The organism is Corynebacterium sp. HMSC075D04, assembly GCF_001815635.1.
Classification (GTDB): Bacteria; Actinomycetota; Actinomycetes; order Mycobacteriales; family Mycobacteriaceae; genus Corynebacterium; species Corynebacterium coyleae.
Map to the genome: position 1 here is coordinate 106,922 of NZ_KV821289.1, position 25,039 is coordinate 131,960.

Consider the following 25,039-nt stretch of genomic DNA (forward strand, 5'->3'; position numbering starts at 1 on the left):
GGAGCTTCTATGTCCACCCTCGAAATTAAGAACCTGCACGCCAACGTCCTTCCCTCCGAGGAAGGCCAGGAGCCGAAGCCCATCCTCAAGGGCGTCAACCTGACCATTAAGGGCGGCGAAACCCACGCCATCATGGGCCCCAACGGCTCTGGCAAGTCCACCCTTGCCTACACCCTCGCCGGCCACCCGAAGTACGAGGTGACCGAAGGCGAGGTGCTGCTCGACGGCGAAAATATCCTGGAAATGGATATCGACGAGCGCGCACGCGCAGGCCTCTTCCTTGCCATGCAGTACCCGGTCGAGGTCCCAGGCGTGTCCTCCTCGAACTTCATGCGCTCCGCTGTCACCGCAGTGCGCGGTGAGGCTCCGAAGCTGCGCGAGTGGGTTTCCGAGCTCAACGCAGCGCGCGAGGCACTCCAGATGGATGCTTCCTTCTCCGAGCGTTCCGTCAACGAAGGCTTCTCCGGTGGCGAGAAGAAGCGCCACGAGGTCATGCAGCTTTCCCTGATGAAGCCGAAGTTCGCCGTCATGGATGAGACCGACTCCGGCCTCGACGTCGACGCGCTTCGCATCGTCTCCGAGGGCATCAACCGCTACCAGGACGAAACCGGTGGTGGAGTGCTCATGATTACGCACTACAAGCGCATCCTGAACTACGTCAAGCCGGACTTCATCCATGTCTTCGCGGACGGCAAGATCGTCAAGACCGGCGATGCTTCCCTCGCTGATCAGCTCGAGGCCGAAGGCTACGAGAAGTTCATCTAATGCCGCTCGACGTAACTGCAATCCGGCAAGAGTTCCCGATCCTGGGGCGCACCGTGCGCGGCGGAAAGCCGTTGGTGTACCTGGATTCGGGGGCGACGTCGCAACGCCCGCAGCGGGTGTGGGACGCTGAGCGCGACTTCGTGCTCGGCTACAACGCTCCCGTGCACCGCGGTTCATACCTTCTCGCAGAGGAGGCGACCGACGCCTACGAATCGGCCCGCGAGGCGATCGCGGCGTTCGTAGGCGCGCGTAACGACGAGATCGCGTTCACCAAAAACGCCACCGAAGCCCTGAACTTGGTTGCGCACGTCCTGGGTGACTCGCGGGCGGGCTCGCTCGCGGTCGGGCCTGAGGACACGATCGTGATCACCGAGCTTGAGCACCACGCGAACCTGGTGCCCTGGCAGGAGCTTGCCCGTCGCACAGGCGCGACGTTGAAGTGGTACAAGATGACCCCGGACGGGCGCATCGACCTCGACTCGCTCGAGCTCGACAACTCCGTCAAGGTGGTCGCCTTTACCCACCAGTCAAACGTCACCGGTGCGGTTGCAGATGTCGAGGAGATGGTGCGCCGCGCAAAGGCTGTCGGGGCTCTCACCGTGCTCGACGCTTGCCAATCCGTGCCGCACATGCCGGTCGATTTCCACGCCTTGGACGTTGACTTCGCTGCCTTCTCCGGGCACAAGATGTGCGGCCCCAGTGGTGTGGGCGCGGTGTACTCCAAGCACCTCAACGAGCTGCCGCCGTTCTTGACCGGTGGATCCATGATCGAGGTCGTGCGCATGGAGGAATCCACCTTCGCTCCTGCCCCGCAGCGCTTCGAGGCGGGGACCCAAATGACCTCGCAGGTTGTCGGGCTCGGCGAGGCAGTGCGTTTCCTCACGGAGATCGGAATGGACGAGATCCAAGCCCACGAGCATGAGCTCACCGCGTACGCCCTGGAGCAGATGCAGGCGATCGACGGGCTGCGCATCGCTGGCCCGCTGACGGCTGAGAATCGCGGTGGCGCGATCTCGTTCACTGTCGACGGTGTCCACCCGCATGACTTGGGGCAGGTGCTCGACTCTGAAGGCGTTGCGATTCGCACCGGCCACCACTGTGCGTGGCCAGCGCACCGCGGCCTCGACCTGCAGTCGACCTCGCGGGCCAGCTTCTACCTGTACAACACTCTCGACGAGGTAGATACCCTGGTGGCCTCTATTGCCAAAGCGAAGGAGTTTTTCGCACGATGAACCTCGAATCCATGTACCAGGAAGTCATCCTGGACCACTACAAAAACCCGCAGCACGCCGGGCTCCGCGAGCCTTATGAGGCAGAGGTGCACCACGTCAACCCGTCCTGTGGCGACGAGCTGACGCTCCGTGTTCACCTGTCCGAAGATGGCTCCACCGTCGAGGACGTCTCCTACGACGCCGAAGGGTGCTCCATCTCCCAGGCTTCGACCTCGGTGATGGCTGAGGAGGTCATCGGGCTGCCGGTCGCCGAGGCGATGAAGAAGCTCGAAGCTTTCGACGAGATGATCACCTCCCGCGGCACCCTCGAAGGCGACGCGGAGATGATCGGCGACGGGGTCGCCTTTGCGGGCGTTTCCCAGTTTCCGGCTCGTGTGAAGTGCGCGCTGCTCGGCTGGAAGGCATTCCAGGCGGCAACGTCGGATGCATTGGAAGAAAAGGAGTAACTGTGACCGAATCGAACAAGCAGTCCGAGCGACCACAGCAAACCGAAGAGCAACTCAAGTTGGTCGGTGAAGTAGAGGAGTACCTCCACGATGTCATCGACCCGGAGCTGGGCATCAACGTTGTTGACCTCGGCCTGGTCTACGACCTGTGGATCGAGGAGCGCGAGGGCAAGACCGTCGCGGTGCTCAACATGACGCTCACCTCGCCGGCGTGCCCGCTGACTGACGTGATCGAGGAGCAGGCCACCTCAGCCGTGGTTTCGAACACTGCCGTCGACGACCTCGAGCTCAACTGGGTCTGGATGCCGCCGTGGGGCCCACAGTTCATCACGGAAGAGGGACGCGAGCAGTTGCGCGCGCTCGGGTTTGCTGTGTAGAGACCTACAAAAGTCAGAAGCTCCCCCGTACCGTAGAAAAGGTACGCGGGAGCTTCATTCTGCGTTGAGGCTATGTCTTAGAGGTCCTCAATACCGTACTCGGACTTGCCGCCGTATACGACGATGAAGGCATACTTGCCATTACGCTCAGCCACCGCGGTGCCTGCGTAGTGCCAGTGGTAGCCTCCGGGATTGAAGTACTCTTCATTGCCGGCGCGCAGCTTGTCTTCCGTTTCGCTGTGGGGTTTGTCGCTCGTCTCCCAGATTGCGGTGTGGAATTCGAATGGTGCAGGCGTCCGGTAGTTTTCGATTAATCCGTTGATATTTGTGTTGCCGTTGACAGCCTCATTCGCGATTCGCTGTGCCATTGCGTCCAGCTGCGGGCTGCGCTTCATTGTACTCGGACGGGAAAACGCGGCCCCCCTGTTGGCACTGGGTGCGCCCGGTTGTAGGTATCGACGCCCGCATTGATCGCGTTGAAGAGAGAATTTGCGGTGGTCCTCGGTCCTGCGACAGGCTTCCGGGGAGGGAGGAACTGTGCGACCAGCGGATCGAGGACCGGCTTGAGCTGCGGGAAGGTACGAATCAGCTGCTCGTAGGGGCCCCACAGATTCATGAGCGCGTTGCGGGTAGTGGCGTCAATCTGCTTCTGGATCTGTTGGAAATTCGGCGCTGCCGGCTGAGCTTCAGCAGGTGTGACAACCAGCGTGGTAGACATGGCCACGCTCAGCGCGAGCGCGGAAAGGGGGGGTCTTCTTCATGGAAACCTCTCGAAAAGGAGAACAAGACGTGCCGACGACACGTAAAGAAGATTATGAATTGATGCACAGGCTGCGTCAAGCGGTTTTACAGATTCTTTTTCGTGGTTTGACCGGGCTTGTAAGGTAGCAACCCGTGATTGTCACCAATGATCTCGAGGTCCGCGTCGGGGCCCGCACGCTTCTCGACGCCCCAGGCCAGCACCTCCGCGTCCAACCCGGCGACCGCATCGGGCTCGTCGGCCGCAATGGTGCCGGTAAGACGACGACGATGCGCATCCTGGCGGGGGAGACCGAACCCTACGGCGGCTCGGTGACCCGGGCGGGCGAGATCGGCTACCTCCCGCAGGATTCCAAGGAAGGCGACATCGAGCAGACCGCCCGCGACCGTGTGCTCTCCGCCCGTGGGCTTGATCAGATTCAACGCTCCATGGCGAAGCAGCAGAAGATCATGGAGGAGACCGACGGGGCGGAGCGTGACAAGGCGATTGCGAAGTTCTCCCGCCTGGAGGAGCGCTACCAGGCGCTCGGCGGCTACGAGGCCAACGCTGAAGCGGCGCAGATCTGTGACAATTTGGGGCTTCCGGCCAGGGTGCTTGATCAGAAACTTAAGACGCTTTCGGGTGGTCAGCGTCGCCGCGTCGAACTGGCCCAAATTCTCTTTGCTTCTCGCCAGGGATCGGGTAAGTCGAAGACGACGCTGCTCCTCGACGAGCCCACCAACCACCTCGACGCCGACTCCATCACCTGGCTGCGTAACTTCCTGTCCAAGCACGAGGGCGGGTTGATCATGATCTCGCACGACGTTGAGCTTCTCGACGCCGTCTGCAACAAGGTCTGGTTCCTCGACGCCGTCCGCGCGGAGGCCGACGTGTACAACATGGGCTTTTCCAAGTACAAGGACGCACGCGCCCTCGACGAGGCCCGGCGGCGCCGCGAGCGCGCCAACGCGGAGAAGAAGGCCTCGGCCCTGCAGAAGCAGGCCGCCAAGCTCGGCGCGAAAGCCACTAAGGCGGCCGCGGCGAAGCAGATGCTGGCGCGTGCCGAGCGCATGATGGGGGAGCTCGACGAGGTCCGCGTCGCCGACAAGGTCGCCTCCATCTCGTTCCCTGAGCCGGCGCCGTGCGGCAAGACCCCGCTCTTCGGCAAGGGGTTGACAAAGATGTACGGCTCGCTCGAAGTCTTCGCGGGCGTCGATCTTGCGGTGGACAAGGGATCCCGGGTGGTCGTTCTCGGCACGAATGGTGCGGGCAAGACTACTTTGCTCAAGCTGCTCGCCGGGGTGGAGCGCACCGACGGGGAGGGTGGCGTCGTCTCCGGCCATGGCCTCAAGATTGGCTACTTTGCCCAGGAGCACGACACGATCGACGGCTCCAAGTCGGTGTGGGAAAACACGATCGAGGCTTGCCCCGACGCTGGCCAACAGGACCTGCGTGGGCTGCTTGGTGCCTTCATGTTCTCCGGCGACAAGCTCGATCAGCCGGCGGGCACCCTTTCTGGCGGCGAGAAGACTCGCCTAGCGCTGGCGACGCTGGTTTCCTCGCGTGCGAACGTGTTGCTTCTCGACGAGCCCACCAACAACCTCGACCCACAATCCCGCGAACAGGTCCTCGATGCGCTGAAGACGTACACGGGAGCGGTGGTGCTGGTCACCCACGATCCGGGTGCGGTGCGGGCGCTCGAGCCAGAGCGGGTCATCATCATGCCGGAGGGCGATGAAGATATGTGGAGCGACGAGTACATGGAGATCGTCGAGCTGGCTTAGCAATTCGCCATTGGGGCTTGGGCAGGCTAGCGCCCACCAACGTTCGAGGCAGGCGAGTTTCCGGTGGCAGCCTAAAACGGCGGGTAAGGGGATTGGTGTTTAGCCCATGATGGCGGCTCGGCAGGCTCGCGCGGTGGTGGTTTCGCTGTGGCTGTGTTCAGTCGGTGGTTTCGTTTACGGATCCGATTGACGGCTGAGTTTTCTGCCGCATCTGCATGATTGAACCTAATCTTGGTGGATCCGGGTTGCTTCACACCCACGCGGCCAGTTGCGTGGTCCCGTTCGATGTGACTCGTGTTGCCTCTGTGGTCTTTGAAGTCGTTGTTACATCGGTGATGGGTTCTACAGAGGGCCGCGAGATTATCGATGTTGGTGTCGCCGCCCTGCAGCCACGACGTGATGTGGTGGATCTCGGCCTGGGTCAGCGGGGCGGTGCACCCCGTCCAGGCACATACGCCCTGCACCGCGAGCAGTGTGATCCTCTGCGCCAGTGATGCAAGGCGGTTTGTGCGGTAGAGGTTCAACGGCAGTGCGGTGGCGCCATCAACGGTCAGGATGAAGTCAGCGGTACCGTCCATGCCGAGGCGGACGAGGTCGAACGCGGTGAGGTCGATGCCGGTATTGGTTTGAAACCTTGTGGTTGGGGAGGCATCGGCGATCTCGTCGAGCGTCACGGAGACGACGACAGATGCGCAGCCGCCACCTGTTGGCTTTTGGCACGTGTCGTAGTGCTTCAGCATCTTGGCGAATTGGTCGTAGGCCCGTTGTGCTGGGGATCGGTAGTCGTCGACATCCTTCGGCATGTTTGAGTTCGGCGCTAGCCCCTTGTCGGTGAGTGCCTTGAACAATGCGGTGTCGCTAGCAGTGGCGTCGATAGTGATCTTGTGGGTGCCGTCGGCGCGCTGCGGTCCGATGTGGAGTCCACGTTTCTCCATCCCTGCGTTCGGGTTCGCGGGGTCGAGGTGTTCGCGGTTGGCTTCCTCCACCCAACGTCGTACGGTTGCGCGCAGGTCCTTGACGGTACGTCGCGGAGCCTCTGCGAGCGCCTTAGCCTGGAGACGAGCGCGGGCACCTTTGGCGGCCTCAACGAGGCGATCCAGCTCGAGACGAATCACGCGTTGTTTTTCGGCATTGACGCGCTCGGCGTTTCGGCGTGCCGTTTCCTGTTCGCGGCGCGCCTGCTCGCGTGCCGCTTGCTGTGCAGCTGCTTTCGCTGCCGCCTGTGCGGCATCGTCCGCCGTGGAATCTGCGTTGGAGTCGAAGAGGTCAGCATCAGCAGCGTCGTCTGCGGTCTCCTCGACGGCCGGCTCCCCGTAGTAGTCGCGGCCACGGGCGAGACGGTCGTAGGCCTCCTTGGGCTCAAGGCCAAGCTTCTTCTGTAAGTACTGGGTCGGATGTTTCGCGCCGACGGTGCGGCCAGCTTCATCGCGCTCGCAGAGGAATGCGAAGAAGGCGTCGAGGCTTGCCTTGACGTTGAAGGCTGCTTCGAAGCGCTCCATCTCTTTGTGGATGTCGTCGAAGTGCAGCGTTGCTGGGTCGTGAAAGAGGTCCTTGATTGCGAAAAGGGCATGGGAGATGGTGTCGACGTGGCGCGAAAGCTCCGTTGACATGGTTTCTCTCCCTTAACGCAATCGGAATTAGTGTTAGAACGGACCTTTAACAGTTGTAGGGCTGGAGTCAGCCCAGGATGTGTCGGCAAGAAAGTCAACTGTGATGGATTCTCGGCGTGGTTGTGTCAGCCGTTCATGTACGCGCTTCATCGAGTCTTCGTTGACGTCGACTACCATGATCAACCTGCCGGAACTATCGCTCAGGCGCAATGAATTTTCCGGCGAATCAATGGTGAGGAATGGATAGTCGCTCGGGAAGTGTGGCTTCACTACCGTCTCGTATTCGTCGCCAAGCAATGCGTCCTGGAAGGGGCGAATCTGGACGTGTGGTGGCTTCCAGTGGAATAGGTATTGCGCCAAAATCTCCGCAGTAACGGATCCTTCATCCCGGAGTGAAAGCAGATTGGTCAGGATCCTGTCTCCGCCGGCGGGGAGCAGGATATCCATGCCTGAACAGTACTCGCCGTTGCGCTTTGAGATAACGCGTATGACTTTGCGTTCAAGAAGTGGCGGCGGCTGCATATACATGTCCGTGTTGTGAGCACGAGCCAATTCGTAAAGTGGCTTAACGTTCTCATGGTCAAACGTGCAACGGTCCGGCTTATAATTGTCGATCCTGAGCGTCACTTCGCGCCGGGCGTAGTCGAGGATTAGGTAGTCTTCGCACAGCTCGTCGAGGTACGGGGTGTCCACATATTGCGTGGATAGTGGCGCTGGAAATTGGGCGAGAAGATTTGCGATGTCTCCGAGTCCCCGAGTGGGATTTCGTGTGTCGATCCTATATGCGTAAATAGATTCGAGTATGGATGTGAATCCGTCCCCGTGAAGATAGAAAGTTGCGCCAATGGGCTCGCATTCGATGCGTTCGGTTATGACATGTAGTAGCGGTTCTGGGAACATTTTTGCGCTCCTTAGGTCGTAAAAATTGCGTTACCAGTGACTGTAATGAGCTAAACATTGCTCGCACAAGTGTTTGATCACTATATTGTGCATTGGACCCTAGATAAAAGAAATATCCGAAATTTTGCGAGAGGGGCAACACGCTTATCGACGATCAACCCGACCGGCTAAACTTCAAACCATGGCTAAAAACAATGAGTTCATCGACACCATCAAGGACGCATGGAACAGCTTGTCTTCGGATCAGAAGACAATTGCTGGCGTCCTGGCCACGATCGATACGGCAGGCAAGGCCTTTGCGCTTCGCGACCTCGCTCGGACCAATTCCAAGAGGATTCGTGGCCCGAAGTGGCTGTGGACTCCGATTATCGGCGCAGTTAACACGTTTGGCTGGGTTGGCTACTTCATTATCGGGAAGAAGCGCTAGGCACCTTGGTTCCGTTACCGCGGTAGTAACGTATCTTCCTAACGCGTACGGGAACTGGTCGCTGCCACGGGTAGCGATCGGGATAGGCCAGCACGTCCTCATGTAGGCAGATGAGTGTGTCTGTTCCGGCAGGACCGCCGAATGTGAGTACGCCATCGGCGACCTCGACCGCAGAAGTATATGAAGGGGAGTCCGTCACACTGTGCACGGAGGTCGTTGGTATTTCCGTAAAAAGCGTTCGTCCGCGACGAAGCACGACGGTCTTGTCGTCGAAATAGCTGGGACGAATTCGCTCCGCGGCGATTAGACCCCACACGAACACGAGGGCCCACAGCGACAGTAGTAGCGCAACGACTCGAATGATCCCTTCAGGCAATACGAGGTGAACAACCCCGGCCTCAATTGCGAGCACCGCCGTGACTATTCCAAGCATTTGTAATCGACCCGGTTGGTGAGGAATCGCAACTGCCCCTTCAGGGATGAGTGTCTCTCGGCGGATCCAGCGAATGAGATCTCGGTATAGCCCGAGTTCATACTTGGCTAGTCGGAAGCCGGGGTGTTTTCGAAGTAAGCGGAGGAAGCTACGCAGGAAAATCACCTGCCAGCATTCGAAGCGCTAATCCTTGTGCGCCCTTCGTAGGAACATCGGACAGTGCAAGTGGTACGTCTCCGGGGTTAAGGGTTGGGAAGATACCTCGCATCAGGCCGGCTTGCGCCAGCGCTTGTAGCCGGCGCACCAGCATGGCAACGGCAGGGTCTGTTGGCTTCATCTCGCCGAGTTCTTGCCAGAGAGTCTCCGCCTTTTGGGTAGCAGCGAGACAAGTCGGATCGTGAAGATTCTTCCGAAGCTGCTCCCAAGTGTCCGGCGTAGCAACGCCGGTGAAACCCATGAGATCCCATGAATCTAGTTCAATCTGAAAAAGTGACGGGTCGTTGATTGCAGATTTGAGGGAGTTACGGATGTCCTCCGGTGCTCCATGTGGCGAGGATGCCAGGGCGAGAAGGCGCTGTTTTTGCCGTTGGAGCTGTGTGATGCGTTCGTCGAGAAGGACGAGCGATTTCTCAACAGCATTCGGGCTCTGGACTTCAGATACCGGAACGCCGGCGTCGATAAGTGCTCTGGCGCGAAGGACCGCCGCGAGATCGGATACGGAATAGTTGCGGTAGTTACCACTGGTCCGAGCAGGTTCGGGAACTGCGCCACTCGTATGCAGGTGACGCACGGCCCGCACGGAGCAGCCTGCGACTGCAGCGACTTCTGAAATCTTCACACGACCATTCTCAACCCTGACACTGTGTCAGGGTCAAGAAGTCGGAGGAACTAATTAGTTCCTAAACCCGTGCACCGGTGCGGGGATGAATCCGCCACGGTGGATGAATTCGTCGTTGCCCACCTTGTTTACCGGAATGACCGGTGCGTAGCCGAGGAGGCCGCCGAAGTTGACTTCGTCGCCAGGCTTGGTGCCCGGCACGGGGATCAGGCGTGCTGCGGTGGTCTTATGGTTCATGACACCGATTGCCGCTTCGTCGGCAATCATGCCGGCGATGAGTTCGGCAGAAGTGTCGCCTGGGATTGCGATCATGTCGAAGCCGACGGAGCAGATGGAGGTCATTGCCTCGAGTTTGTCCATGGAGATCGCACCGGAGTTTACGGCGTCGATCATGCCTTTGTCCTCGGAGACCGGGATGAACGAGCCTGACAGGCCACCGACGCGGGAGCATGCCATCATGCCGCCCTTCTTCACGGCGTCGTTAAGCAAGGCTAGCGCTGCGGTTGTGCCGTGGGTGCCGACCTGGTCGAGCCCCATGCGTTCGAGGACGTGTGCGACGGAGTCGCCCATTTCGGCGGTCGGTGCAAGCGAGAGGTCGACGATGCCAAACGGGACGCCGAGGCGCTCAGCAGCAAGAGTGCCGACGAGCTGGCCCGCACGGGTGATCTTGAACGCGGCCTTCTTGATCTCCTCGGCGACTTCGTTGAGCGTCGCGCCCTTGAGCGGAGCGATCGCATTGTCAACGACACCTGGGCCCGACACGCCGACAGAGATGACGGTGTCTGGCTCTTCGATGCCGTGGAATGCGCCGGCCATGAACGGGTTGTCGCCGACCGCGTTGGCGAAGACGACGAGCTTCGCACAGGCGATGGAGGAGCGGTCCTTGGTCAGTTCCGCCGCTTCCTTCACAATCTCGCCCATCTTGGCCACGGCGTTCATGTTGATGCCGGCGCGCGAGGATGCGATGTTGACGGAGCTGCAGACGTTGTTGGTCTCCGCCAGAGCTTCCGGGATGGAGTAGATCAGGTTCTTGTCGGCACGCGTGCCGCCCTTTTCTACGAGCGCCGAGTAGCCACCGACAAAGTTCACACCAAGTTCGGCCGCTGCGCGATCAAGTGCACGAGCGATCTCAACAGGGTTGCCCTCGACACCTGCAGCGACGAGTGCGACCGGGGAGACTGAGATGCGCTTGTTCACGATGGGGATGCCAAGCTCGCGTTCGATGCCCTCGCAGACGGGGACAAGGTTGCGTGCGCGCTCGGTGACGCGGTCGTACACGGCCTGTGCGGTCGCTTCCATCGTGGCGCGGGTGCAGCCGATGAGCGAGATACCCATGGTTACGGTGCGGATGTCCAGACGATAGTCCTCGATCATCCGGATGACGTCGAGGAATCGTGCGTCAGAAAACTCGAGTTTCACGGTCGTCCCTTAGATGTCGTTGATGGCGCTGAACAGTGCTTCGGATTGGATCCGGACCACCATGCCGAGTGGCTTGCCACATGCGTCGAAGGCGTCCTGGAGAACGCCCATGTCAACGTTGCCTTCGGGGAGTTCGACGCGCATGATCATGGTGAAGAAGTCATCCATGATGGTCTGCGAGACATCGACAATGTTCAAGCCCTGGTCAGCAGCGGTCTTTGACACGGCCGCAATCACGCCAGGGCGATCCTTACCGGTGGTTGTAATAATTGCATGCATGCGAAAAGTATAGATCGAGAATCGTCGTTAGAGTCGGGTTTATGAAAACTCAGCATGTCCTCGTTCTTGGTGCAGGCGGTAACGTCTCGCGCTTCACTGTGCCCAAACTAGTGGGCAATGGCCATAACGTTAGTGCTCTTGTCCGGAATCCTGACCACGCCAAGCAGCTTGTCGACGATGGCGCCACCGTCATCGTTCGCGATCTCACCACTCTCGACCAGGAGGGATGGGCACGCCTCCTTACGCCATTCGATGTGGTTGTCTGGTCTGCGGGCGCAGGTGGGGGTTCTGCGGAGCGGACCTGGGCGGTGGATCGCGACGCTGCGATGACGATGATCAACGCGCTCGAAGAGCTAGACGAGTTCGCTCCTTTTCTCGTCATGGTGTCCTATGCAGGTGCTACCGAGGCCTCCACTGAGGATGATGGCGGTTCGTGGTACGCCTACGTTGAGTCAAAGAAGGCCGTTGATCGGCGACTGCTTGATTCGAGCCTGCCACACCAGATCCTTGGCCCAACGCTGCTGACCGATGATCCAGCAGAGGGCATCGCGCTTCTCGACGAACCACGTGGCACCGAATCCGAAACCCCTCGAGAGCTCGTAGCAGATGTGATCGTCGAATCGGTTGGCCGTGGCGAGCCGTTTGCACGTAACCCGCTGGACTTTGAGGGTGGCAGCGGGGCAGTAGCAGGCCTCTAATTGTCGAGGGAGAAGTAGTCCTCGCGGCACAGCCGGGCGAAGTTGCGTAGAAGCATGTTCGCCCGGCTGACGTCATGGTTGGGCAGATCTGCGACGATGCGGGCGTACTCCTCGGCAGGGAAGTAGCCGTAGTCGTGGAAGAAATCCATGCGTGTACGCATGGCGTCGGCGTCCATTTCGGCGTGAAACTGTGTGGCCCACACGTGGTCGTCGTAACGCACCATCTGCACTGGGCAGGAGGGACCTGTAGCGAGCACGGTCAACGAATTGGGCAACTCTACGGGGTTCTCTGTATGTCCCGTCAGCGCGGTAAACGTGCCGGAGCCACTGACTACGGGGTCAAGCTCCCCTTCGGCTGTCACGTCAACGATGGTAGGTCCAGAAGGCTCAGGCGAGGTGCACCCAACGGTGCCGCCGAGGTGGTCGACGAGCCAGGAGATGCCGAAGCAGACGAAAAAGACAGGCTTGCCAGATGCAACCACGGTGGATAGCACGTCGTCGATATGCAGGTGCCAGGCACCACGTTCTTCATTGGTGACGTTCAGCGAGCATCCGCCGACGATAATCCCGCTGACCGTGTCGAGCGGGCCTAATTCAGCGTCAGGCGAATTGATGATGCGAAGCTCCATATCCAATTCGCTCAGGCCAGTTGCGCGCAGCGTGTCGTGATACTCGGCGTGCGCGACATCTGGGCCGATCTCGCCGTTGCGAAGTGAAAGGAAAAGGAGCTTAGCCATGCCGGCTACTCTATACCGCTCGGTCTAGTCCTGATTCATTGGGTGCCGAACGGCTTGCTCCACGATGTCAAGCATCGATTCGAGGCGTTCCACAGGCTCACCGGCAGCGAGTTTGGTGATAAACCCTTCGAGAACAGTCTCCAGGTAGGTCTGCACTACCTCCACGGGGACGTCGTCGCGCATATGCTTGTTCGATTCCAAGCGCGTGCGCACCGCCTGGTCGAGCACCTCTTGATGTTCCCGCCAGCGTGCTTCGAACTTCGGGTCAGTTCGCAGTCTCCGCAGGATTTCCGCACGAGTGGTGAACCAATCGTTTGCTTCAGTGTCGTGGAGCATCCCACGCATGACCTCAACCAAACCCTGCTCACTGACCACTTGTGCCTGGCGCTCCGCGTCCGCTTTCGCAATAGCAAGGAACAGTGATTCCTTGTCTCCGAAGTGATGGAAGATCGCGCCTCGGGTTTTACCGGTGGCTTCCTCGAGCCGTGCAACAGTGGCGCCCTCGTAGCCGTAATGGGCGAAGCATTTGCGTGCGGTATCGATAATCTCGCTACGGCGGCGTGCGAGCTCGGCCTCGCTCACGATAGGCATGTCAGTGCTCCTTGGCGTAGTTCTAGGTCAAACGTGGTCGAAGACTAGCGGAGTGCGGAAACAAAGGATTAGGGGGTAAAAATGCGGAAGGGGCCCCGCGTAGTGCGGTGGCCCCTTCGCGGCGATGGCGTCAGGAGAGCTGACTAGCTCTTGACCATCTGGCGAAGCACGTACTGCAGAATGCCGCCGTGGCGGTAGTACTCAGCCTCACCTGGGGTGTCCACGCGGACAACAGCGTCGAACTCGACAGCGTCAGCGCCGTCCTTCTCAGCCTTGACGTGAACCGTTGCCGGGATGTCACCCTTGTTGAAGTCGGTGATACCGGACAGGGTGAAGGTCTCGGTGCCGTCGAGGCCGAGGGACTCGTGGGACTGGCCCTCCGGGAACTGCAGCGGCAGAACACCCATACCGATCAGGTTGGAACGGTGGATGCGCTCAAAGGACTCGGCGATAACTGCCTTCACACCAAGCAGGTTGGTGCCCTTAGCAGCCCAGTCACGGGAAGAACCGGTGCCGTATTCCTTACCAGCAAGGACGACGAGCGGAATGTTCTTCTCGGCGTAGTTCATCGCAGCATCGTAGATGTATGCCTGCGGTGCACCCTCCTGGGTGAAGTCGCGGGTGAATCCACCCTGCTCATCAACCAGCTGGTTGCGCAGACGGATGTTTGCGAAGGTACCGCGAACCATGACCTCGTGGTTGCCACGACGGGAGCCGAAGGAGTTGTAGTCCTGGCGCTCAACACCGTGGGAATCGAGGTAGTTCGCAGCCGGGGTGCCCGGCTTAATGGAGGAAGCAGGGGAGATGTGGTCCGTGGTGACCGAGTCGCCCAGCTTCGCCAGAACGCGAGCACCCTCGATGTCCTTGACATCCTCCGGCTCCTCCGGCATGCCGTCAAAGTACGGTGCCTTGCGGATGTAGGTGGAGTCTTCGTTCCACTCGAAGGTCTTGCCGGTCGGGATGTCGAGACCCTGCCACTGTGCGTCGCCCTTGAAGACGTCGGCGTAGTCAGCCTCGTACATCTCACGGGAGATGGTGCCAGCGATGGTCTCTTCGATCTCCTCGGTGGACGGCCAGACGTCCTTGAGGAAGACGTCGTTGCCGTCTGCGTCCTGGCCGAGCGGCTGGGTTTCGAAGTCGAAGTCCATGGTGCCGGCGATTGCGTATGCAATGACCAAGAGCGGGGACGCGAGGTAGTTCATCTTCACGTCCGGGGAGATACGACCCTCGAAGTTGCGGTTGCCGGAAAGCACTGCGGTTGCGGTGAGGTCAAACTCGTTGACAGCCTCGGAGACCTCAGCCGGCAGCGGGCCAGAGTTGCCGATGCAGGATGCGCAGCCGAAGCCGGACAGGTAGAAGCCAACAGCCTCGAGGTCCTTCCAGAGGTCTGCGCGCTCGTAGTAGCCGTCGACAACCTGGGAGCCCGGAGCCATGATGGTCTTGACCCACGGCTTAGCCTTCAGGCCCTTCTCAGCAGCCTTGCGTGCGAGCAGGGCAGCGCCAACCATGACGGACGGGTTGGAGGTGTTGGTGCAGGAGGTGACTGCAGCAATTGCGACGAAGCCGTGGTCGAGGGTGTACTCGCCACCCTGCGGGGACTCGACGATGACCGGCTTGGAAGCGCGGCCCTCAGCACCCACAGCAGCGGACTCGCCGTTTGCCGGCCAAGACTCGTTGTAGGAGACGCTGTCGACCTTTGCTGCACGAACCGGCTCGGACGTGCCCTCGCCAGCGGTGTTGTAGTCCGGCAGCTGCTTGCGGAAGGTCTCCTTGGACTCCGCGAGCAGGATCCGGTCCTGCGGGCGCTTCGGGCCAGCGATAGACGGCTTGACGGTGGAGAGGTCGAGCTCGAGGTACTCGGAGTACTCAGCTTCCGCAGCGTCCTGCTCAAGCCACATGCCCTGTGCCTTGGCGTATGCCTCGACGCGGTCGATGTCCTCCTGGTTACGACCGGTCAGGTGCAGGTAGTTGATGGTCTCCTCGTCGATCGGGAAGATCGCGCAGGTCGAGCCGAACTCTGGGGACATGTTGCCGATGGTGGCGCGGTTTGCCAGCGGGATCTGCTTGACACCGTTGCCGTAGAACTCGACGAACTTCTGGACCACGCCGTGCTCACGCAGCATCTCGGTGATGGTCAGCACCACGTCGGTTGCGGTCACGCCGGTCGGAATCTCGCCGGTGAGCTTGAAGCCGACAACGCGCGGGATGAGCATGGAGACCGGCTGGCCAAGCATCGCTGCCTCAGCCTCGATACCGCCGACGCCCCAGCCAAGGATGCCCAGGCCGTTTTCCATGGTGGTGTGGGAGTCGGTACCAATGCAGGTGTCCGGGTATGCAACGCCGTCGTTGTCAAAGACAACGCGGGAGAGGTACTCGATGTTGACCTGGTGGACGATGCCGGTTCCCGGTGGGACAACGCGGAAGTTAGAGAAGTTCTCTGCACCCCAGCGCAGGAACTGGTAGCGCTCCTCGTTGCGCTGGTACTCAATCTCTACGTTCTTCTCGATGGCGTCGGTGGAACCAAAGGCCTCGATGATCACAGAGTGGTCAATAACCATCTCTGCCGGGTTCAGGGGGTTGACCTGATCCGGGTTGCCGCCGAGCGACGATACGGCCTCACGCATGGTGGCAAGGTCGACGACACACGGCACGCCCGTGAAGTCCTGCATCAGCACACGTGCTGGGGTGAACTGGATCTCAACGCTCGGCTCTGCCGACGGGTCCCAGTTTGCAATGGCCTTGATGTGGTCTTCGGTGACGTTCTTGCCGTCCTCGGTGCGCAGGAGGTTCTCGCCCAACACCTTAAGGGAGTAGGGGAGTTTCTCCATGCCTTCAACAGCATCGAGAGCGAAGTAGTCGTAAGACTTACCGCCAACCTCGAGCGTCTTCTTGGCACCGAAGGAATTCTTGCTTTCTGCCACGGTGAGCTCCATTCCTCGTCGTAATCAAAAACAGGGATGATGACCCTATGGTCAAGTCCCATACTAAGCGACCCGCCATAGATCCGTACTGATGATAACAGTACGTTCGTTATGTTTTCATATTTTGCTTATCGACTACAGCAAAATCACTCAGATTAGAATCGGCCCAGCAGTTTGGCATGAAGGAGTAATCGTGGAGCCGGAGACGACATTGGACGAGCTAATCGGCCAGCTTGAAACCTCTGCCGTGGCTTTTGGTACGGAGAATCCGGTAAACGATGACCTGCGAAATGGCATTGAAGGCGTGCTGAGCTCGCCGCATTCGGATTCGATTGACCCTGCCGCAGTAGTCGTTTTAGAGCGCACTCCAGAAAAGGTTGCCCAGCTCCGAGATCTTGCCCAGGACATTGCAAACGCTACGGAATATTCAACGGTGCTGATCCGCACACCCCACACCGCAGTGGGGGTAAGCGAAGAGTTGAGTCGTGCGCAGATAGAGACAGGGGAGCTCGCGATGATGTCGCATGCGGATTATGTCGAAGGACTGAAAGCGTTTACAGGGGAGGCGAGTTCCTTCTCTCCAATGTGGCCGGTAGTTGTTGGGGTGGTGCTGGTCGCGTTTGCCCTCCTCGCGATCGCTGCGCGGCGCCCAAAGCCGTCGCGCTAGACAAGTTGCAAGACTTGACGGAATTAATGCCAGGAGCATCTCGGGTTGCTGAAGGGTGCCTGCTCCGCGGCCCTTATTTCGCCATTTGCCCACGTCAAAACATATAAGTAACGGTTCGGTAACCTTGGATGTGAGCAAACTCACACATCAAATAAGCGTGTCAATACATGCAGGTGAGGCGCGTGTGAATCATGTGACAAGACTTGACTTGATCAACTTTATGTAACGAAAGGGATACAAGTCGGTTGGCTTGACGTATGGTGCTCCTATCGGCTCGCGGGTCGATAGTTGTCACACGTTTCGCGTGAAGCTTCATTGAGCGCTCTAGTCAAGCGTTCGACTGATGGATCGGGCTTGTGGGGAAGCACGCCGAGATCCTGAAACATTGTTGAAGCGCCACGGATTCTTGTGGTGGCTACTTCTTCGCGCTGCCGCGTTAGTAGTCAACATCGAGGCCGCACGTTCCTACCCCTAGTCAGGGTTTATGTGTGCCTTGGCGCGCCTGCAGGTTTCTTGATCACCTGCAGGCCTGCCACGGTATGCGCGTGCGGCGTGAAGGAGCACCTTCGTGGCAAATCCACTTAGGGGCACCCGGTTTGGACGTGCACGTAATGTGTTCGGTACTGCCGCGTGTGTCGTTACCGTGTCGTTGGCGGTGGGCCTCGTCAGCCCGGCTGCCTCTGGTCAGAGCTCGACGTCTACCGTCAGCGAACTCGTTTCCGCAGTCACCCGCGCTCAAGCGGACGTGGACGCCCGAAACTTGAACCTCGGCGAACTGCAAGAGGCGGTTAACCAGTCGCTCGTCGATTTGCACGACGCTCATGCAAAGGCCCAGCAGGCCCGCCTCGGCGAAGAGGAAGCTAAGCGTCGCCTGGACGAGGCTCAGGCTCGCGTCGAAAAGCTGCGCGCCGAGCTTGATGAGTTAAGCCGCTCCCAGTATCGCGGGGCGTCGACAAGCGATGTGCTCACGTCGATTAGCGGTAGGGACACGCAGCGCGACGTGCTGGATCGCTCGCTGTTCCTGCGCCAGCGTTCTGAAGAAAAGCGTGCGAAGCTGCAGGAAGCGGAGCAGGCCCGTGCAGAGGCGGCGAACGAAGAGTCGACGCTGCGTCAGACGCGTGAGCTTGCCGACTCGGCTGCTCAAGAAGCCGAGGCTGCGGAGGCGCAAGCGCGTCAGCTTCTCGACGACAACCGCGCAGCGCTCGAGGCAAGCACGGCTGAGCGCGACGCCGCGCAACGCGAGCTCGAAGCAGCACAATCTGATCTCCAGGAGCAGCGTGCGCCTGAGCAGCAGGAAGCATCCGATGAGTCAACGGAGGGCCCTGTGGCCAGCCCGTACGCTTCAACCCTGACCATTTCGCGCGGCGATGCCACCTATGAGGTCCCAGAAGAGGTCGTGGACCGTGTTCGGGAGCGCATCTCTGGTACCTCCCCTGAAGCCGGTGAGCCGAGCCGTGAGGCCATCGTGGATGCCGTGCGTGTTGTCGCCCAGACCTCTTCTTCAGATACGACGTCCGACGACGTGTCCCAGGTTGCTGCGCTTTCTTCGGCAGCAGGCTTGCCACAGCTTGACGACGACGCTATCGCGAAGGCTGGCGCCATCGCCGTCGGCGTGGCCCTGGTTGGCGGCGTTGCTGCGAACCACGGCTCCTTCTCTGATGCGGTGAATAGCGGTGACGCAGGCCAACTTGTGACTGCGTTCGCAGAAGGGCTCACTGGTGCCTTGGGCAATGTCGATAGCACCTCAGGCACTGTGGCTGACGTATTGCCGCAGGTGCAGACTGCGGCAGATCTTACTGAGAAGGCTCGTGCTGCCTCTGCGGCCGTATCCGACGCCTCGCAGGTTGAGACGGTTATCGCACGCGCTCAGTCGATGATCGGCACGCCGTATGTCTGGGGCGGTGGCGATGCAAACGGTCCAACCACGGGCTTGGAAGGTGGCGGCCAAGCTGGCTTCGACTGCTCTGGCCTCGTGCTTTACGCATTCGCCGGCGCTGGCATTGCATTGCCCCACTACACGGGCTACCAGTACCAGCGCGGCACGCATGTGCCGGCGAGCGAAGCGCAGCGCGGCGACTTGCTGTTCTGGGGTCCGGGCGGCAACCAGCACGTTGCTATCTACCTCGGCGACGGCACCATGATCGAGGCACCCCAGTCCGGCATGAACGTGCAGATTTCTCCGGTCCGTTGGTCCGGCATGGCGCCTAACGCGGTCCGCCTGCTCTAATTTTTCGGGGCCACAGTCTAGGCTCAAGGCTATGGCTCTCAACGACTACGACGCACTCCTCGTCCTTTCCTTCGGTGGACCCGAAGGAAAGGGCGAGGTTATTCCTTTTCTAGAGAATGTCACCCGTGGCCGCGGGATTCCGCGTGAGCGGCTCGCCAAGGTGGGGGAACACTACTTCCACTTCGGTGGTGTTAGCCCGATCAATGAACAGAACCGAGTGCTGATTGGCAACATCGAAAAACAGTTGGAGGCTCGGGGGATTGAACTTCCGGTGTACTTCGGCAACCGGAACTGGCACCCCTTTGCGGAAGATACTGCGAAGCAGCTGGAGGCTGACGGGCATAAGCGCGTGCTGGTGTTCGCGACCTCGGCATGGGGTGGGTACTCGGCCTGCCGACAGTACGACGAAGACATCCAGAGGATCTGCGAAGTGACGCCGCAGCTTGAGTACACCAAGCTTTGGCAGTTCTACGCCCACCCGACGTTCGTGCGGCTTATGGCGAACGTGTTGCGTAGCGCCGTCGATGCAGCGCCGGCTGGTGCAAAAGTACTGTTCACTGCTCACAGTGTTCCGAATGCTGCGGATGATGTCTCAGGTGGCCCGGAGGATGCCAACCTGTACTCACGGCAGGTGCATGAGGCGGCCCGGCTGGTCGCCGCGGAAGCTGGCGTCGAAGAGTACGAGGTTGTCTGGCAGTCTCGCTCCGGCAATCCGGCAACGCCGTGGTTGGAGCCGGACATCGTAGATCGCACCGAGGAGCTCCATGATCAAGACAGCACCTTTACGCACTTGATCTGTGTGCCACTCGGCTTCATCACCGACCACATGGAGGTGATCTGGGACCTCGACACCGAGCTGCGACAGGCCTGCGAGGCACGCAACATCACGCTAGATCGCGTTGCGACGGTGGGGCTCGAGCCCGATTTCGCTGGCATGGTCGTCGATATCGCACGAGCTATCACCGATGGTGACAAGCCTGAAACCTTGTCTAACGTTACTGTTCAGGGTTGTACCGTCAACGGCGCGCCGTGCAAGCCGCATTGCTGCGAGCCGTTGAAGCACCCGGGCCGACCGGGTAGCGCAAACTAATTCGCTAGATATTCGCGCCGGTAATCGATCACTGCGTCTGCGACCCCCGCCATGCGGGCGGTGCGGACGTGCCGCCACAGTGCAAACAGGTGAGGGTCGAAGGAGTGGTCGTCGAGGCGCTCCGTTACCGTCTCGATCGTCGCGGCAACACGGTCAGCCCTGGCAAAAAGCTTTGCCGCTCGCGCAGTCACCCCAGCCGGCAGCCCAGGGGTGTCGTAGAAATCAGCGAGCGTGCCGACGGTAAGCCGGGGATTTGGCAATTCCTTCGAGGTGCCACCAGCCGCCTCAATCAAAACGGCGGCCTCATCGGTTGCGCGCGACAGCAGTTGATCTGCCTCACCTGGAGCTAGCCAATCCGGTTCCGGCAGCCGCTCAGTTTCTTCAAACCAACGCCAGCGCACTTCCGCCCCCGAGTAGTCGGGGACAAGGATGTGGCTGATCCCATCTCCCCGGACAACCAACGCACCGGCCTGGGAGAGGGCGTCCATTGCGGGGGATCCAGCTCGGAGGCGCGGTGCCTGTCCTGGTCCCCACAGAATCAAGCGGACAACTGGATCCGGAGACTCAAGGTCGGCGGCGGCGCGGACGTCGCTAAGCAATTGCACCATGGGCGCGTCGCAATAGGTGTGGGTGCCGCCGAGGTCTGTTAACGCGTCGAGGGTGTCGTCCGTGGATTCGACGTTGTACAGCCAGGCGGCAAGCCAGACTGCAGTGTTTTGGAGAGGCGAGTAGACCTGAGCGCGCGTGTGCATCCAGTTGAGTCTAGCTAGGGGGATAGAATACGGAGCCACTATGGGAGATAGCCGGTATAGCGGAGATATTTTTCAGGGCCACGCGCGCAAGAGGAGGCCAACGTATCCAGAGATGCCTGCAGAGCCAGGCATCATCGTGGAGATCGTCGGCAACGACTTTGTCGGCGCAGTGGTTGGATTCGAGCGAACCTACGACGGCGACTTCGTCCGCCTGGAGGACCGCTATGGAACCCAGCGGCTGTTCAAAATGCTGCCGGGGGCATTCATGGTCGAAGGGCAGCGTGTCACCCTCACCCGATATGTTGCACCGCGTAACGACGAACCAAAGCGCTCCAACTCGGGCTCACGCAAGGTTGCTAACGTGCAGGCGAAGGTTGCAATGCCGTCACGCATCTGGGTGGAGGGCATCCACGATGCTGCGATCGTTGAGCAGGTGTGGGGGCACGACCTGCGTGTTGAGGGGGTTGTCGTCGAGTATCTGGAAGGGCTAGACAACCTGCAGATGCGTCTCGACGAGTTCCAGCCTGGACCGGACCGTCGCGTCGGTGTGCTCGCCGATCACCTCATTAGGGGGACTAAGGAGGCTCGGCTCGTCGAAAATGTAGGACCTCATGTGTTGGTGACGGGGCACCCCTACATCGATATCTGGGCTGCGGTGAAACCGAAGAGCGTCGGCATCGCCGCCTGGCCGGAGGTTCCGTACGGCGAAGACTGGAAGACGGGCGTGTGCCGTCGCTTGGGTTGGTCTGATCCAAAGGAAGGCTGGCGCCGCGTTTCATCGTCCGTGCGCACTTTCCGCGACTTGGATTCAACACTTATCGGTGCAGTTGAGAGACTGGTGGACTTCGTCACTAATCCCGAGCTCACGAAGGAAGATCTCACACACATGTAAGATTTGCGCCGTGGGAGCATTGATTTGGTTTATTGTCGCGGCAGGTTTCGCGCTACTCGAGCTTGGCGTGGGCGAATTGACGCTGCTCATGCTCGCTGCGGGTGCGTTGACAACATCGGGGGTCGCCTTATTCGACGTTCCACTTGCAGCTGAAGTCGCGGTGTTTATCGCTTCCTCGTTGCTGTTCTGGTTCTTCCTAAGGCCACGTCTGCGCAAGCGGATGGATAAGCCGCTGGTGCTCGATGAGACGCCACGCGCGCTCGTCGGAAGTCGTGCAGAGGTTGTCGAGGACATCGGCCCCGGGGGTGGGCAAGTGCGTTTCGACGGCAGCCTGTGGTCGGCACGCGCCCTGGATCCGGCAAAAACTATTCCTGCAGGTTCCCACGTGACCGTTTACGATATCGACGGACCCGTAGCCGTCGTTTGGAAGGAGTCCTAAATGGGTGGGTTAGTTACCTTCGCCGTCATACTTATTCTGTTTATCGCGCTGCTTACAGCGTCGATCAAACTGATTCCGCAGGGAGAAGCTGCGGTTATTGAGCGTCTGGGACGCTACACGCGCACGGCGTCCGGTGGGTTGACGTTCCTGGTGCCGTATATCGACCGCATCCGTGCGCGCGTAGACACGCGTGAGCGCGTGGTGTCGTTCCCGCCCCAGGCAGTAATTACCCAGGACAACCTGACCGTGGCGATTGACACGGTGGTGACGTTCCAGATCAACGAGCCTGCGAAGGCCATCTACGGCGTGGACAACTACCTCGTCGGTGTGGAGCAGATTTCGACGGCAACGCTGCGTGACGTCGTTGGTGGCATGACGCTTGAGGAGACGCTGACCTCTCGCGAAACTATTAACCGCCGCCTGCGCGGTGAGCTAGATGCTGCGACCGCAAAGTGGGGCCTGCGCATTAGCCGCGTGGAGCTCAAGGCGATTGATCCGCCACCGTCGATTCAGCAGTCCATGGAGATGCAGATGAAGGCGGACCGCGAAAAGCGCGCGATGATCCTCACCGCTGAAGGTAAGCGCGAGTCCGACATCAAAACCGCTGAGGGTGAAAAGCAGGCTCGCATTCTTTCTGCCGAGGGTGAGAAGCACGCAGCGATTCTCGCCGCTGAGGCTGAGCGTCAAGCAATGATGCTGCGCGCCGAAGGTGAGCGTGCCGCGAAGTACCTCGCTGCGCAGGGTGAAGCGCGTGCGATCCAAAAGGTGAACGCCGCGATTAAGTCCTCTGGAGTGACGCCGGAACTCCTGGCATACCAGTACCTGGACCAGTTGCCGAAGATTGCCAACAACGAGGCGGCCACGATGTGGATGATTCCGTCCCAGTTCGGCGATTCGTTGCAGCAGTTTGCCAAGGCGTTTGCCAACAAGGACGACGACGGAGTGTTCCGCTACGAGGCGGCGCAGGTTGACGAGCGCGATCTTGAGATGGCCGATGAGGGCAATCCGGAGCGTTGGTTCGACACCTCGACCGACCCGGAGCTAGCCAAGGCGCTTGCAGAGGCCCGCGCGGTGGCGAACAAACACGTAGACGATCCAGATCCGACCCAACCTACCGCTGGCACGGCTTCCAGCGACTCGGGGTTGCGAGAGATCAGTGCCCCTGCGAACAAGCCGACCGATTTCGGGTTCAATGACCAGGTGTCGAACCCGCTTAATCAGCCAGATCAGCAGCCCGAGTAATCAGGTTGAGGGCCAGTTGCCAGCCGGCTTGTTCGGCTGGCCATCCCGCTGCCTGGAGCCTCTGGCTGATTGCCTGCTTGGATATGCCGAGCTCGGCTGCTGCTTCATTCTGATTCAGCCCGCGGCGCACGAGCGAGGTCGCTTCTCGTCCCTCGAATGTCCGCTTGTGCAGCACGTGGGCTAGCAGGGCGAATGCGGCAGCGATATCCGCAGCCTCAGTAGTTGCGCCTTGCTTGTCGACGACCACACGCACCTGGCCCGCTTTCACCCCAACCGCCTTTGAGGCAGCTTTCAAGGCATCGCTGTTGCTTGCAGCGACCCCTAGGCCGATGGCCCAGTTGCCGTCGGAGAGCAGCGCCATGATCAGGTTTAACGAAGCCTCAGCGTCATCCACCAGGGTGCGGATATCTTCAACACCGAGCACTTCAAACGGGCTGATGCCTGGGAGAGTGCCAAGCGCCTCCGCGGAACGCTCGACGACGGCAGCACGCCCTTTTTCGCGGCCCCTGTATTTCGCATGCACGGCAATCATGGCTGCCAATACTACGCGGGTCTACCCGTGAGCCTTTACTTACGCGCCGGAAGTCGTGCGTCGAGAATCAACCCGCTAAGGCCAATCACTGCCAATACAGCCATCACTGCGATGACCACAGGGTTTGCCTCACCCGTGAGGGTGTCGCCAAAGATAGTGACCAACACGGTTCCTGGAAGTGAACCCGCAAACGTTGCGATGGCAAACGGCAACACCGGAACGCGCGTGAGCGCTGCTGCGTAGTTGAGGACGGAAAAAGGAACGGCTGCAATGAGGCGCAGGCTGAAAATCGCGAGCCAGCCGCGTTCTTCGAGGCGCCGGTTGATCTGCTCAACAGCAGGATGTGTCAGTCGCGCTTCTACCCAATCCCGCAGCAGAGTGCGCACGATCAACAGTGAGATAACTGCGCTGACTGTCGTCGCGGTAATCGCGATCAGGATCCCTTGTACCGAACCGAAAAGAATGCCGGCAGAGACGGTCATCACGGTGCGCGGGATAGGGAATTGGGTAATCAAGATATAGAGCAGCCAGAACGCTACTGGGAACCAGGGGCCGAGTGTGTCAGCCCAGGTGCGAAGTGTGGAGAGTGGTGGGACGTCGAGAAACACCCAGCCCGCTATGAACACGACGATAAGCGCTGCGAGTACGAGCTTGTTGCGGGCGGCACCCGATATCTTGGGCATACGCACTCCTCGACCATGTCTGTAAATATAAATGTCCCGCTCCGCAGTTCTATTGACTGCTGAGCGGGACTTATCTGTGCCCGGAGGGGGACTTGAACCCCCACGTCCGTTAATAGGACACTAGCACCTCAAGCTAGCGCGTCTGCCATTCCGCCACCCGGGCTAGGGTGTTTGTTCAGCCTCTTGGCTGGGCACCTGCACTACTATAGGGTCGGTTCTTGCAGGTACCAAATCGCCAGCATAACGCGCAGATTCTGCTAAATTTTGCGGGGTGATAGCTCCACCGCGCAGAATGCTGACGTACCGCTGGTTCGTCCCA

The 25,039-nt window shown here is 60.0% G+C and carries 26 protein-coding genes and 1 tRNA gene; 13 read left to right on the forward strand and 14 right to left on the reverse strand.

The window, feature by feature from the left end:
* Positions 1-9: 9 nt before the first annotated feature.
* From sufC to HMPREF3048_RS01270, 4 genes are read left to right on the forward strand one after another with little or no spacing between them, the layout of a single operon-like run.
* Positions 10-765 (forward strand): Fe-S cluster assembly ATPase SufC, encoded by a 756-nt coding sequence (gene sufC / locus HMPREF3048_RS01255; RefSeq protein WP_070484815.1) that lies wholly within the window; start codon positions 10-12, stop codon positions 763-765.
* Positions 765-1,997 carry a cysteine desulfurase gene (locus tag HMPREF3048_RS01260; protein ID WP_070770992.1) on the forward strand — a complete coding sequence of 411 codons (1,233 nt, stop codon included), beginning with the start codon at positions 765-767 and terminating at the stop codon, positions 1,995-1,997. The genes sufC and HMPREF3048_RS01260 overlap by 1 nt, the downstream gene beginning before the upstream one ends.
* Positions 1,994-2,443 carry a Fe-S cluster assembly sulfur transfer protein SufU gene (gene sufU / locus HMPREF3048_RS01265; protein WP_070770993.1) on the forward strand — a complete coding sequence of 150 codons (450 nt, stop codon included), beginning with the start codon at positions 1,994-1,996 and terminating at the stop codon, positions 2,441-2,443. Before HMPREF3048_RS01260 ends, sufU begins: the two co-directional genes overlap by 4 nt.
* A gap of 2 nt (positions 2,444-2,445) precedes the next feature.
* A complete protein-coding gene (locus HMPREF3048_RS01270) occupies positions 2,446-2,820 on the forward strand; it encodes a metal-sulfur cluster assembly factor (RefSeq protein WP_083316633.1) in 375 nt (124 codons plus the stop codon).
* A gap of 77 nt (positions 2,821-2,897) precedes the next feature.
* On the opposite strand, the gene HMPREF3048_RS01275 is transcribed toward HMPREF3048_RS01270, so the two are convergent.
* The gene (locus tag HMPREF3048_RS01275) at positions 2,898-3,188 is read right to left on the reverse strand and encodes a hypothetical protein (protein WP_141758816.1); all 291 of its coding nucleotides are present in this window, start codon (positions 3,186-3,188) and stop codon (positions 2,898-2,900) included.
* Between the two features lie 23 nt (positions 3,189-3,211).
* The gene (locus tag HMPREF3048_RS01280; protein ID WP_070770995.1) at positions 3,212-3,538 is read right to left on the reverse strand and encodes a hypothetical protein; all 327 of its coding nucleotides are present in this window, start codon (positions 3,536-3,538) and stop codon (positions 3,212-3,214) included.
* A 176-nt stretch (positions 3,539-3,714) separates the two neighbouring features.
* Between HMPREF3048_RS01280 and HMPREF3048_RS01285 the strand changes: the two genes are divergently transcribed.
* Positions 3,715-5,343 (forward strand): ABC-F family ATP-binding cassette domain-containing protein, encoded by a 1,629-nt coding sequence (locus tag HMPREF3048_RS01285; protein ID WP_070484812.1) that lies wholly within the window; start codon positions 3,715-3,717, stop codon positions 5,341-5,343.
* A gap of 71 nt (positions 5,344-5,414) precedes the next feature.
* Here HMPREF3048_RS01285 and HMPREF3048_RS01290 read toward each other — a convergent pair whose 3' ends face one another.
* Both HMPREF3048_RS01290 and HMPREF3048_RS01295 read right to left on the reverse strand, forming a co-directional pair.
* On the reverse strand, positions 5,415-6,953 hold the full coding sequence (locus tag HMPREF3048_RS01290) for an HNH endonuclease signature motif containing protein (protein ID WP_070770996.1): 1,539 nt from the start codon (positions 6,951-6,953) through the stop codon (positions 5,415-5,417).
* Positions 6,954-6,986: 33 nt separating this feature from the next.
* Positions 6,987-7,646, reverse strand: coding sequence for a hypothetical protein (locus HMPREF3048_RS01295; protein WP_141758817.1), 660 nt, complete (start codon positions 7,644-7,646; stop codon positions 6,987-6,989).
* Positions 7,647-8,034: 388 nt separating this feature from the next.
* Here HMPREF3048_RS01295 and HMPREF3048_RS01300 point away from each other — a divergent pair, with 388 nt between their 5' ends.
* The gene (locus HMPREF3048_RS01300) at positions 8,035-8,280 is read left to right on the forward strand and encodes a PLDc N-terminal domain-containing protein (RefSeq protein WP_083279521.1); all 246 of its coding nucleotides are present in this window, start codon (positions 8,035-8,037) and stop codon (positions 8,278-8,280) included.
* Between the two features lie 581 nt (positions 8,281-8,861).
* Here the strand turns inward: HMPREF3048_RS01300 and HMPREF3048_RS11665 are convergent.
* The 3 genes from HMPREF3048_RS11665 to HMPREF3048_RS01315 are packed head-to-tail and all read right to left on the reverse strand — an operon-like array spanning position 8,862 to position 11,249.
* Positions 8,862-9,551, reverse strand: a complete 690-nt coding sequence (locus HMPREF3048_RS11665; protein WP_083316635.1) for a MerR family transcriptional regulator — start codon at positions 9,549-9,551, stop codon at positions 8,862-8,864.
* A 54-nt stretch (positions 9,552-9,605) separates the two neighbouring features.
* Complete coding sequence (locus tag HMPREF3048_RS01310; RefSeq protein ID WP_083316637.1) at positions 9,606-10,970, reverse strand: PFL family protein; 1,365 nt, start codon at positions 10,968-10,970, stop codon at positions 9,606-9,608.
* A gap of 9 nt (positions 10,971-10,979) precedes the next feature.
* Positions 10,980-11,249 carry an ACT domain-containing protein gene (locus HMPREF3048_RS01315; protein WP_070423148.1) on the reverse strand — a complete coding sequence of 90 codons (270 nt, stop codon included), beginning with the start codon at positions 11,247-11,249 and terminating at the stop codon, positions 10,980-10,982.
* A 41-nt stretch (positions 11,250-11,290) separates the two neighbouring features.
* On the opposite strand from HMPREF3048_RS01315, the gene HMPREF3048_RS01320 reads away from it, so the two are divergent.
* Positions 11,291-11,947, forward strand: coding sequence for an NAD(P)H-binding protein (locus tag HMPREF3048_RS01320; protein WP_070770999.1), 657 nt, complete (start codon positions 11,291-11,293; stop codon positions 11,945-11,947).
* Here the strand turns inward: HMPREF3048_RS01320 and HMPREF3048_RS01325 are convergent.
* From HMPREF3048_RS01325 to acnA, 3 genes are all read right to left on the reverse strand, one after another.
* Positions 11,944-12,684 carry a glutamine amidotransferase-related protein gene (locus tag HMPREF3048_RS01325; protein ID WP_070423149.1) on the reverse strand — a complete coding sequence of 247 codons (741 nt, stop codon included), beginning with the start codon at positions 12,682-12,684 and terminating at the stop codon, positions 11,944-11,946. The two genes, HMPREF3048_RS01320 and HMPREF3048_RS01325, sit on opposite strands and share 4 nt — an antisense overlap.
* Before the next feature lie 24 nt (positions 12,685-12,708).
* Entirely contained in the window at positions 12,709-13,275 is a 567-nt protein-coding gene (locus HMPREF3048_RS01330) for a TetR/AcrR family transcriptional regulator (protein ID WP_070423150.1), read from the reverse strand.
* Between the two features lie 143 nt (positions 13,276-13,418).
* Positions 13,419-16,196, reverse strand: coding sequence for an aconitate hydratase AcnA (acnA, locus tag HMPREF3048_RS01335; RefSeq protein WP_208856595.1), 2,778 nt, complete (start codon positions 16,194-16,196; stop codon positions 13,419-13,421).
* Positions 16,197-16,389: 193 nt separating this feature from the next.
* On the opposite strand from acnA, the gene HMPREF3048_RS01340 reads away from it, so the two are divergent.
* From HMPREF3048_RS01340 to HMPREF3048_RS01350, 3 genes are all read left to right on the forward strand, one after another.
* Entirely contained in the window at positions 16,390-16,863 is a 474-nt protein-coding gene (locus HMPREF3048_RS01340; protein ID WP_083279523.1) for an Rv1476 family membrane protein, read from the forward strand.
* Between the two features lie 568 nt (positions 16,864-17,431).
* Positions 17,432-19,090, forward strand: a complete 1,659-nt coding sequence (locus tag HMPREF3048_RS01345; RefSeq protein ID WP_070771000.1) for a DIP1281 family NlpC/P60 protein — start codon at positions 17,432-17,434, stop codon at positions 19,088-19,090.
* A 31-nt stretch (positions 19,091-19,121) separates the two neighbouring features.
* Positions 19,122-20,180, forward strand: a complete 1,059-nt coding sequence (locus HMPREF3048_RS01350; protein ID WP_070771001.1) for a ferrochelatase — start codon at positions 19,122-19,124, stop codon at positions 20,178-20,180.
* On the opposite strand, the gene HMPREF3048_RS01355 is transcribed toward HMPREF3048_RS01350, so the two are convergent.
* The gene (locus HMPREF3048_RS01355) at positions 20,177-20,932 is read right to left on the reverse strand and encodes a hypothetical protein (protein WP_070771002.1); all 756 of its coding nucleotides are present in this window, start codon (positions 20,930-20,932) and stop codon (positions 20,177-20,179) included. The genes HMPREF3048_RS01350 and HMPREF3048_RS01355 overlap by 4 nt on opposite strands.
* 40 nt (positions 20,933-20,972) lie before the next feature.
* Here HMPREF3048_RS01355 and HMPREF3048_RS01360 point away from each other — a divergent pair, with 40 nt between their 5' ends.
* From HMPREF3048_RS01360 to HMPREF3048_RS01370, 3 genes are read left to right on the forward strand one after another with little or no spacing between them, the layout of a single operon-like run.
* Positions 20,973-21,824, forward strand: coding sequence for a DUF3097 domain-containing protein (locus HMPREF3048_RS01360; RefSeq protein WP_070423154.1), 852 nt, complete (start codon positions 20,973-20,975; stop codon positions 21,822-21,824).
* Between the two features lie 10 nt (positions 21,825-21,834).
* Entirely contained in the window at positions 21,835-22,263 is a 429-nt protein-coding gene (locus HMPREF3048_RS01365) for an NfeD family protein (RefSeq protein WP_070423155.1), read from the forward strand.
* The gene (locus HMPREF3048_RS01370) at positions 22,264-23,505 is read left to right on the forward strand and encodes an SPFH domain-containing protein (protein ID WP_083279524.1); all 1,242 of its coding nucleotides are present in this window, start codon (positions 22,264-22,266) and stop codon (positions 23,503-23,505) included.
* Here HMPREF3048_RS01370 and HMPREF3048_RS01375 read toward each other — a convergent pair.
* The 3 genes from HMPREF3048_RS01375 to HMPREF3048_RS01385 form a co-directional block, all read right to left on the reverse strand.
* Positions 23,477-24,037, reverse strand: a complete 561-nt coding sequence (locus HMPREF3048_RS01375) for a MarR family transcriptional regulator (RefSeq protein WP_070423156.1) — start codon at positions 24,035-24,037, stop codon at positions 23,477-23,479. The genes HMPREF3048_RS01370 and HMPREF3048_RS01375 overlap by 29 nt on opposite strands.
* Positions 24,038-24,072: 35 nt before the next feature.
* Positions 24,073-24,720 carry a TVP38/TMEM64 family protein gene (locus HMPREF3048_RS01380; protein ID WP_070771003.1) on the reverse strand — a complete coding sequence of 216 codons (648 nt, stop codon included), beginning with the start codon at positions 24,718-24,720 and terminating at the stop codon, positions 24,073-24,075.
* A 77-nt stretch (positions 24,721-24,797) separates the two neighbouring features.
* Positions 24,798-24,883, reverse strand: a tRNA-Leu gene (locus HMPREF3048_RS01385).
* Between the last annotated feature and the right edge of the window lie 156 nt (positions 24,884-25,039).